The organism is Streptomyces sp. NPDC055287 (assembly GCF_053646035.1).
In genome coordinates this window covers 59,430-68,983 of the sequence record NZ_JBSHNE010000034.1, presented here as the reverse complement: position 1 = coordinate 68,983, position 9,554 = coordinate 59,430, and the positions used below count along the sequence as shown (strand labels likewise).

Below are 9,554 nucleotides of genomic sequence, written 5' to 3'. Positions count from 1 at the left end.
AGTACCGCTTCGTGTACTTGCTTCCCACCTGGCACTACTTCCTCTGGAACCTCACGTCCCAGTCTCCAGGTGTCCAAGATCAAGGGGAAGCTTCATCCCGCACGTTCCGCCGGGCCTGCATCAGCCAGCTCAGAGTGCACTCCCAGCGGCGGGGGACGACGACAAAGCCCTTGGCGCCCTTGGGTGGCTCTGTAGGTGGGAGCGAGCAACGTCCGTCGTCGGTTTTCAGCAGCACTTAGCGATCACAAGTTCGGAAATGTCGATGAGAATCAGCAACGCCTGCGGAGCGTGCAGGCTGTGTCCGGTGCCGTGATGGTGGCCGACCTTTGGGCCTCGTCAAGGTTGTTCGGCCTTGACTCCGCCTGCGGGACCAGGTTCTGGCGGGTGGGGAGTGTTTCACGCGGCCTTGTTTTACGTTCTGTCAGGAGCTCTTCACAACAACTCTTTTGAAACAACTGTTGTAGGTCTAGCCTCTGTATCTATGACCGCTTCGTCTGCGTCACCCGCCGAACCCGGGATGGAACGGGACATTCAGCTCGACACCGCTAGGCTGCGTGTGCTCGCCCACCCCTTGCGCTTGAACGTACTTACTCTGCTGCGCCAGCGCGGCCCGTCCACCGCGAGTCGGATCGCCGACGAACTCGGCATCAACCCCGGCGCCGCGAGCTACCACCTGCGTCGGCTTGCAGCAGGCGGGCTCATCGTGGAGGAACCAGATCGCGGCACCGGACGCGAGCGATGGTGGAAGTCCGCGCACCGCCAATCGGTCCATGAGCCGGCGGCCGAACCTTCGGAGCAGCGCGAAGCTGGACGCGCTTACTCACACGCGGTCGCCCTTGCTTGCATCGATCGCCTGCAAAGGGCTGCGCAGGAAGTGCCGCATCTTCCCACAAAGTGGTACGAGGCCAGTTCCTACAGCGACTTCGTCCTGTGGCTGACTCCGGGGGACGTCGACCGGATGCGGACCGAGATCTTCGAGGTGATCTCCCGCTACCGGCGCAGTGAAACCGAAGCGCCGCAGGGATCCGCACCGGTGTCGCTGCAAGTACAGGCGTTTCCGGTGCCCGGCACCGTCGAACTGGGCGCGGGTGACGCATGACCGCTCACGACATAGCCGCGTCCGTACGGCCTGCGCACCGGGACATCAATGTGCTGCGCTGGCTTGCCGCTTACACCGCTTCCGTCACTGGCGACGTGGTGTACTTCCTCGCCCTCTCGTGGTCCGCCACTCGGGCTGCGGGTCCATCGCAGGTCGGCCTCGTGATCGCGGCCGGGGCACTTCCCCGTGCGGTGCTCATGCTCGGCGGGGGCGTAGTAGCCGACCGGTTCGGGCCGCGCCGAGTGGCTGTCGCCAGCGACGCAATCCGCTGCATCGTGATCCTCACCGCCGCCGCGGCCGTCACGCTGATCTCACCGAACCTCTGGCTGCTGATCCCAGTGGCGTTGGTCTTCGGCGTGGTCGATGCGGTGTTCATGCCGTCGGTGGGCGCACTTCCACCGCGTATCACGGCACCGGAGCAACTCGCCCGAGTCCAGGGGATGCGGGGCCTGTCGATCCGGCTGAGCAACGCCATAGGCCCTCTTATCGCGGGAGCCGTACTGGCAGTCGGCGGGGCGGCCGGCACGTTCGCAGCCGCTGGCGTCCTCTTCGCCGCCTCGCTGATCCTCCTGCTCACCGTGCGGATGACATCTCCGCCACCGATACGTCAACGTGCCTCGGCCTGGGGTGAGTTAGGCGATGGCCTGCGCTACATCCGCCAGCACCGGATGCTCGCACCACTGGTCACCGTGATCGGGCTGAGCGAGATGTGCTTCAGCGGTCCAGTCGCCGCCGGCCTGGTGCTCTTGGCCGACGAACGCGGTTGGGGCGCCGCTGGCATGGGGTGGATCGCGAGCGCGTTCAGTATCGGAGCCACAGTTGCCGCGCTACTGCTCACCGTGCGTGCCCGCATCCCACACGCCGGACTGGCAATGTCCGGAGCGCTGTTCGTCACGGCCGCGGGAGCGGTCGCCTTGGGGCACGCGCCCTCCTTACCTGTCGCAGTCTTGTTCGGCGCGCTGATCGGCCTGACCAGCGGGATCACCACGACGGTGACCAGTGCTCTGATCCAGACGGAGGCCGATCCCCGGTATCTCGGCCGGGTCACCGCAGTCACGACCCTGTGCGCACTGGGCCTCGCCCCAGTGCTCTTCCCCGCCGCTGGCATGACGGTGGCCATCTGGGGAGCGGCAGTGTTCTTCACCGGATGTGGCGGGATCTGCCTGCTCGCTGGTGTGCTCGGTTTGTCCGTCTCAGTGTTGCGTCGCGCCGAACTCCAGGAGCCCAAATCTGTATCGTCGGCCGGACAGTGACCAGACCCTGCGGATCGCCTGTCTGATCAGCTACTGCAGGGGTTCTCGACTTTCCGGGGTCTTCTTCGTCCAATGGGCTTGCTTGCAGGTCACCTGCTAGCGGTGGTTTGTTGACGGTGGGTCATGGGTGCAGTAGGCCGGTAGCAGAGGAACGTCGCCTCGCTGCCGGGGGGCTTGTGATGACCCGTATGTCGCATTGAAGCTGTCGGATTCTCACTCGTTCTCGTTCACGCTGTCGGATTCTTCTCATCGCGCCACGCGCCGGGCGCGGCTTTTGCTTATTTTCGCTTTTGTATCACTTTGTTGGTCGTGTTCTCACTGCACCCGCCACGGTCGCTTTCGGCATGTAGAGCCGAGCTGGCAGAAGGTTGCTCGCTTCGGTAGTTCCACATCTTCCTGGCCGAGAGCTGCTCCCCGGCGGCGAGGCCGCACCGCAGCCTGGTGAACCTCGCGCCGGAGCCCAAACCAGGCCCAAGGCCGATCGGCTGGCCGCGGCGTAAGTCGCGGCCGTTCCTCGTCATTGGCGGCTGATCGTGCGGGTGACGCCCGCCGCGATCGTCGTCGCGAGGACCCAGCCCGTGATGATCAGGGCGTAGGCCAGCGACTGGAGTCCCGTGCTGGTCGGCGTATAGGCATGTTCCTGGCCGAAGTCGATGATCGGCAGCAGAAGGTCGAGTGTGTAGAAGAGCGCGTTGAAGGGCGGGGCCTCGTCCGGTTTCAGGGCGCGGGGGCGCTCGGCCGTGTAGGCGAGTGTGCCGATCAGCAGGAGTGAGAACAGCCAGGAGGCCGCGCGGACGGGGCGGAAGCCGTAGCCGACCGTGGCGTCCTGGACGTAGCCCCACAGGCGGGCGTAGGGCGGCAGAGTTGCGCGGTGTCGGCGCTGTTTGGCGAGTTGGACCGTGCGGGCCGCGCCGTCGTCGCCGATGCGGCGGTAGGCGGCGGTGAGTTGTTCGTACGAGAACGGGACGTGGCCGTCTCTGTCCCGGCGCAGCAGCGCCAGCCGGCGTTCGGCTAGCTCGTGCGGGGCGAGTGTGGTGTAGGTCAGGCCGTCGAGCCGAACCTCGTCGGGCCAGGTCTCCGGGGCGATGTGGAGCAGATCCAGTTGGGAACGGCGCAGTGAGACCATGCCCTGGATGGGCCGGGCCTCGCGGAACCAGAGTTCACCGGCGACCAGGCTGCTGGCTCGCAGAGCGACACCGCCCGGGTGGGAGAGCGTTGCGTAGGCAAAATTGAGCTGGCCTGGTATGCGCGCACCGCGCAGATTAATCCGGCCGTTCGAGACGAGCCGCATCGCGTTGAGATCCGCGCCGACACTGAGCGTCGAGGCGTGCAGGGTGGCGTCAGTGGGGTTGTCGAGCCGCGAGTCGCTGAGGCGGAGCGTGCCCGCGATCGTCGCTCCCTTGAGGCAGAGTTCGCCGTTCGCCGTCAGGTACCGGGCATTGAGGTCGGAGCCAACCGCCAGGCCAGTGCCGCGCAGGGCCACGCCCGCGGGGCAGTTGAGCTGCGCCTCGTCGAGGTCGAGGGCGCCCGCGATGCTCGCGCCGTACAGACGGAGCGTGCCGTGCACGGTCAGGCCGCGTGCCGAGAGGTGGTCCTCGATCACGGCGCCGTTGAGCTGCAGGACGTCCTCGCGACGCCGATTCGGGACAGGTGGGATGGGCGGGACGGAGGCGTCGTCGGGCAGCGGCGCGGAGGTCGCCTCGGCCCCCTGAGCCGGTTCGCCGATGCGGGCACGGTCCAGGAACAGCGCCCCCGTGATCCGCGCCCCGGCCAGGCGTACGGGGCCGCGCACCCGGCACAGCGTCAAGCGCAGTGAGTCGTCGAGTCTGAGCGCCGTGGCATGCAGCGACGGCAGGACGGAGACGCCGAGGCTGAGGCGGCGTAACTGGGCGCCGTACAGGTCGACTTCTTCCTCGAAGTAGCAGGCCCACAGGTGGACAGGGCAGTCGACGGCCGCGTACTGGAGGTCGAGCCGGCCCGTGATCCGGGCGCCCGACACCTTGAGGACGGCGGTCTCGCCCGCCGTGCGAGGCCCGTTGAGCAGCAGGGTGCGCAACACCTCGGCGCGCAGGGTGCGTTCGGGTCCCCAGGTATTCCCGGCCGTGGCTTCCTCGTCGGGGGTCGTACGGAAGTTGACCTCGGTCCCGCGCGGAAACGCCTGCCAGACCCGCAGCTCGGCCGGGGTCAGCTCATCGATCTCCATCGCGCGACTGTGGCCACGCGGGCCGGTCTTTGTCAACGGGTCTACGGGGTCACCACGATCAACAGAGCTGTCCCGTCCATGAGCACGATTCCGCGAAAGCCATGTCAGTTGAGAACACTGAGGCCCGGTGTTCTCCATCAACGTGCCACCCCATCAGGTCAGCGGCTTGCCACCTGACAGATGCACTTCGACGGGACAGACTGAGCTCGGTCGTACTCGGAGGTCTGGACGTGTCCTTTGTCATTCAATCGAGGCGTTTGACAGTGATCCCAGTCGATTTGACCTCCTTGCCAGCGAACCTAGCCCACGGCGTCGGGGCAGCCTACGATGGAGAGGAAGACACCGAACGGCTGCCGGCCGATGACCTCACTAGCGACGGGCAGGACGCGAAGGGTCTCACTCCAGGCCGAGCCCGCGACGGGCGTGCGTCAGCCGTTCTCTTCGGGCCAGGAATACTCGCTCATTCGCAGATCATGACACGCGCCGATCATGCCCGGCAGTGTCGTTGGACGGGTATCCCACGCTCCCCGCTCAGGCGGCCAGGAGGACTGGGCACCGGGCGCGACATGCTCCGAAGGGCACGGCCTAGCCCAGTCGAATTTCGATCAAGGAGCCGCAGACCACATCCTGTCGATCGTGTCCTGGTGAGTTGACACTGATCAGCGGGTAGGGAATGAAGCCAGAGCAAGATCCCACTGGTCAGCTGCGTGAAGCAGAGCAGCTGTATCTACCCGGGCCTCCACGAAGTACTGGTAGATGTCTGCTCCGTTTTCACCCTGCTGCCATGGGGGTGCCGCCTCCATGGACAGGTGCACGCGAATCACCGCACCGCCCTCGCTTCGATCGACGAGGCTGAAGGCCAGGACCGGCTCGACGAACCACGTGTCCGGGGACAGCCAGCCGTCGGTATCAGGCCCGGTCACCGCAACCGACCCCGCAGCCACCGCGCGCAGCCAAGCGGACATCTCACGGGCTTCATCGGTCAGCAGACAAGGATCAGCGAAAGTCCAGATGCCCTCCGGAGTCGTCACCGTGCCGCGGATGACCAGCCAGTTGTCATCGTATGAGTCGCCGCGGACCTCGGAGAACTGGTACCGCAGCGGGCAGAGCTCGACACTGCTTGCATGATCGCCCAGAAGCATTGCCCCAGGGTGTCACGGACCCTCTCGGCGTTGCACAGTCCCTCAAACACCTCAGTACAACCCCGTGGGCGAGTTGGGTAAGACGCGTCGTTTGACATCCAACTCAGTCGCTCCAGGTCAGAGTGCCGCTCTGGACCAACTTCCTTGTCAAAGGACAGGACGATTACTGAGTGGGCACTCGGTGGCTTCGCCTGAAGGTGGGGTGGTGCCGTAGCAGGCAGGAGTGGCTCCCAGCGATGATGCCCATCGTGGCTGCTGACCAGAACCTAGTCCCTCTCCGATCGACGCGCTCAGCGCCTGTGGTGTTCGGCGCGGGGGCGGCCATCGGTGTTCTGGGCGGGATGATCGGTTTGGGCGGCGCGGAGTTCCGCCTGCCATTGCTGATCGGCCTGTTCGGGTTCGCTGCGCTGTCGGCCGTCATCCTGAACAAAGCGATGAGCCTGATCGTGGTCCTGATCGCGCTGCCCGCCCGCTTCGCGGCGGTCCCGGCCGCCGAGGTCGCCGCACGCTGGCCGGTCGCGGTCAACCTGCTGGCGGGCAGCCTCCTCGGAGCCTGGGCTGGAGCGAGCTGGGCGGTCCGCATGCGTTCGGCCACCCTCTACAAGGTGCTGGCCGTCCTGATGGTCCTCATGGCCGCCGCCCTGGTGGTCACCCACACCACCGCCCTGGACACGCTCGCGCTGCCGCTCTGGGCCCAGATCCCTTCCGGTGTCGTGGCCGGCTTCGGCATCGGGGTGGTCGCCGCGATCATGGGCGTCGCTGGCGGGGAGCTGCTGATCCCGACGATCGTGTTGCTGTTCGGCGAGTACATCAAGACCGCCGGAAGCCTCTCTTTGCTGGTCTCCCTGCCGACCATGCTGGTCGCCTTCGCCCGCTACAGCCGCGACGGCAGCTTCGCCGTCCTTGGCGCCAACATCCGCTTCACCACGATCATGGCCGCGGGGTCCGTCGCCGGCGCGGTGCTGGGCGGATTGCTCCTGGGGGTGTTCCCGGACCTGGTCCTCATCCCCCTACTGGCCGTGATCCTGCTCGTTTCCGCGGTCAAGCTCGCCCGCCACGACTGACCGCGCTGCCGCCCCGCCCAGCCGCCAACTGACGGGCTGACCTAGCCGGCCCGTCTTGATCGTGCCGAGTCCGCACGCGTCAGTCGCACCGGTGGTGTGTGCTAGCGCCAGGGCTTGGCAGGGCTTCGGCATGTGGCACACGGGGGCGTTTCGGCGGCAGTTGCGTCCCGGACAGCAGGCGGGCCGCAGCCAGGCGCTCAGAGTGCCGCTGGGCTTCGTCGGTGCCCGTGGTGGAGAGTCAGACGGTGATGGCGAAGACCCACAGGTGTGGGTTGGGGCCCATGAGGATTACGTAGTGGACGATGGCGGCGCTTGTCGTGATGACGCGTACCGTCTCGTTCATCTCGTTCATCTCGTACTTGTCGGCCTGGGGCCAGGACCAGGGGTCGGAGCAGGCGCGCAGTACGGCGTTGTGGAGTTCTTCCCTGTCCGGGACGGGCAGGTTCTTGATCGTCTCGCCTACGTTCGCGGCGAAGCGGACAGGGATGGCCGTCACGCGCCGAAGACCTCGCTCATGTCCATGGCGCCCTCCTCGGACTGGCCGGTGGCTTTCCACTTCTTGTAGGCCGCGAGAGCGTGCATCTGCGCGCGGGCCTCCCTGAGGGCGGGGCTGCCGGAGGCCGCGGCCTGGTCGGCGGCCAGCACGTCGCTGACGTAGTCGCCGATGCTCATGCCAGCACGTGCCGCGGCGGCCCTCACCTGCTCCGCCAGTTCCTCGGGCACTCGTGCGTTCAACTGAGTCGTAGCCATAGCAGAATTCTAGCGATTCGCTACGCGGGGTGGGAGGGCGGGCGTACCTGTGCCCTACCGCACGGGCCAAGGAGCGGCCGGAGGACCCACGGCGCACGACAGAAGTGGGCTGCTGACGTACAGCATGCGGCGCAGCTCGTGGCCGGTGGCGAGGTGTCGGTGGACTGTGCGGTGCGCCTGCTGGTCGGCGACCAACGCCGCGAGCCACAGCCCCAGAGCGGTCGTGAGGACCGTAGCGACAGCGCCGAGGGAACCCACATCACCGGAAGACAGACCGACGACCACAGCGATCATCGTGATGGTCGCATAGATGCGCTCTTTCAGACGGTCCGCCAGGGCGCCGGCCTCCGTGCCAGGCGGCAGATCCGCTCGCTGGTCGTCCACCACCCGATGCCCCTCACCTGTCACGGGACGCAGGTCACGCGTCCTGCTCGGCCGTCGCGGCACGCGCGATGTGCGGTACCACGGCCCAGCATGCATCGGGCGTCCCAAGACACCGGCAACCACGAGCGCATGAACGCAGCCGTTTCGGACCGCCGACGGACGCATGGTGAAACATTCGTAATGCCTGAGGTGTGCCGAGATTCGGTCACGACGAAGTCGGCGGCGCAGCCGTAAGCGTGCACAGGTGCACGCGCACGGCGAGAACGGGCACACCTCAGGCATCGACGCGCGCCTCGGAGCGACCGCCGCCGGTGCGGATCCTTCGCCCAGAGAGGCGATGTCATGGCCGGGCCACCGGCTGGGGACGGGTGACGGTCGAGATCGCCTCATTACGCAGGCTGTGAGGATCACCTCGTGCATCCTCGTCTCCTGGCTTGGTCGTGGCCGGCGGACGCTACCGGACCTTCCGGCGGCCACACGCACGACGGATCCTCGTCCCGGGATAGCGGTGCTCGGATTGCTTGCCGGAGGCGGCCGGGGCGTCAGTGGGGATTGGCGACTGTTTGGGTCCTGGGCTGGGTGTGCGTGTGGGGCAGGTACAGGGTGCGGTCGGGTGTGAGGATGACGGTGGCGTCGGTCAGACCGTTCCAGGTGTGGCCGCGGCCGTTGTAGCGGGGGGTGAGGTAGGACCATTCGAGGTTCCCCGCGATCATCGCCTCCAGCGCGTCCAAGTACGCGAGGAGGACGCTGTCCTGGCCGGTCGGGCCGACGCGGAGCGTGGCAGTGATCTCGTCGAACTCGGCTTCGACGCGGTGGACGGTTGCGGCGATGCGGTCGACGGCGGCTTGGAGGTTGCCGCCGTTCTCGGCGAGCGCGAGCTGGATCTCGTTCATGGTGTCGCCGCTGTAGAGCTCTTTACGGTAGGAGAAGACGTCGTTGACGCCGATCCAATGACGGGCCACCAGCTTGTTGAGGCGGCGCAGTTCCGGCAGTTCCTCCAGGCGGTCAGTCAGGTCGGTCCCGAGAGCGAATTCGAGGAGGGGGAAGCAGCACTCCCCGATCGAACGGTAGCGGTGGCTTTCATAGGTGGGCAGATCCAGTGCCGCGCGGCTGTCGATGAGGCCCCGCTCTGCGTGGCAGGCGTGCAGGAACTCGTGCAGGGTCCGCGCGTAGCGCTGCCAGAGCGGTGCGGGCACCAGAGGCAGGGTCTGTTCGCGCAGATGCCCGAACGCGCGGGCGAAGACAGTGTCCAGGCCGGGGGTCTTGCAGTCGATGACGGTCGGCAGGTCGTGGATGCCCAGGTGCCGGATCCTCGATGCCGGGGCGTGGGCGAGGACGTCATCCAAGGCGAACAGGACATCGATCCAGGCGCAGACCACCTCGATGCGGTCTTCGCGAGCATCGGCGTAGGTGAGCAGGTTCCATAGGCTGGTGCGGTGTTCCAGGAACACCTCCAGCTCCTCCTGGCTGGTGAACGCGTCGCCGAGGAGCCCGGCGAGGCGGGCCGCGCAACGCTGCTCCAGCGTCTCGAGGCCGGGGCGGCGCCGAGCAGGCGCGAACCGGGGGAAGAGCGGCATGCGGAACCACGGGTAGTCCTCACCCGGGCCCGAGATGCTAGTCCCGAAGGCTGGGTGTGGAATCGGGGCGGCACCGTCTTCG

General features: G+C 66.9%; 9 protein-coding genes. 3 read left to right on the top strand and 6 right to left on the bottom strand.

Annotated features, from left to right (window positions below):
* The first annotated feature begins 481 nt into the window (after positions 1-481).
* Both ACWIHY_RS32635 and ACWIHY_RS32630 read left to right on the top strand, forming a co-directional pair.
* The gene (locus tag ACWIHY_RS32635) at positions 482-1,099 is read left to right on the top strand and encodes an ArsR/SmtB family transcription factor (RefSeq protein WP_454379828.1); all 618 of its coding nucleotides are present in this window, start codon (positions 482-484) and stop codon (positions 1,097-1,099) included.
* Positions 1,096-2,352, top strand: coding sequence for an MFS transporter (locus ACWIHY_RS32630; protein ID WP_454379826.1), 1,257 nt, complete (start codon positions 1,096-1,098; stop codon positions 2,350-2,352). The genes ACWIHY_RS32635 and ACWIHY_RS32630 overlap by 4 nt, the downstream gene beginning before the upstream one ends.
* Before the next feature lie 517 nt (positions 2,353-2,869).
* On the opposite strand, the gene ACWIHY_RS32625 is transcribed toward ACWIHY_RS32630, so the two are convergent.
* Both ACWIHY_RS32625 and ACWIHY_RS32620 read right to left on the bottom strand, forming a co-directional pair.
* Positions 2,870-4,555: a membrane-associated oxidoreductase gene (locus ACWIHY_RS32625; RefSeq protein WP_454379825.1), complete on the bottom strand. Its 1,686-nt coding sequence runs from the start codon at positions 4,553-4,555 to the stop codon at positions 2,870-2,872.
* A gap of 659 nt (positions 4,556-5,214) precedes the next feature.
* The gene (locus ACWIHY_RS32620) at positions 5,215-5,697 is read right to left on the bottom strand and encodes a WapI family immunity protein (protein ID WP_454379823.1); all 483 of its coding nucleotides are present in this window, start codon (positions 5,695-5,697) and stop codon (positions 5,215-5,217) included.
* A 236-nt stretch (positions 5,698-5,933) separates the two neighbouring features.
* Here ACWIHY_RS32620 and ACWIHY_RS32615 point away from each other — a divergent pair, with 236 nt between their 5' ends.
* Positions 5,934-6,761 (top strand): sulfite exporter TauE/SafE family protein, encoded by an 828-nt coding sequence (locus ACWIHY_RS32615; protein ID WP_454379822.1) that lies wholly within the window; start codon positions 5,934-5,936, stop codon positions 6,759-6,761.
* A 238-nt stretch (positions 6,762-6,999) separates the two neighbouring features.
* Here ACWIHY_RS32615 and ACWIHY_RS32610 read toward each other — a convergent pair whose 3' ends face one another.
* The 4 genes from ACWIHY_RS32610 to ACWIHY_RS32595 form a co-directional block, all read right to left on the bottom strand.
* Complete coding sequence (locus ACWIHY_RS32610; RefSeq protein WP_454379820.1) at positions 7,000-7,257, bottom strand: hypothetical protein; 258 nt, start codon at positions 7,255-7,257, stop codon at positions 7,000-7,002.
* Positions 7,254-7,511, bottom strand: coding sequence for a hypothetical protein (locus tag ACWIHY_RS32605; protein WP_454379819.1), 258 nt, complete (start codon positions 7,509-7,511; stop codon positions 7,254-7,256). Before ACWIHY_RS32605 ends, ACWIHY_RS32610 begins: the two co-directional genes overlap by 4 nt.
* 54 nt (positions 7,512-7,565) lie before the next feature.
* The gene (locus ACWIHY_RS32600) at positions 7,566-7,895 is read right to left on the bottom strand and encodes a hypothetical protein (protein ID WP_454379817.1); all 330 of its coding nucleotides are present in this window, start codon (positions 7,893-7,895) and stop codon (positions 7,566-7,568) included.
* A gap of 542 nt (positions 7,896-8,437) precedes the next feature.
* Entirely contained in the window at positions 8,438-9,472 is a 1,035-nt protein-coding gene (locus ACWIHY_RS32595) for a terpene synthase family protein (protein WP_454379815.1), read from the bottom strand.
* Positions 9,473-9,554 lie beyond the last annotated feature (82 nt).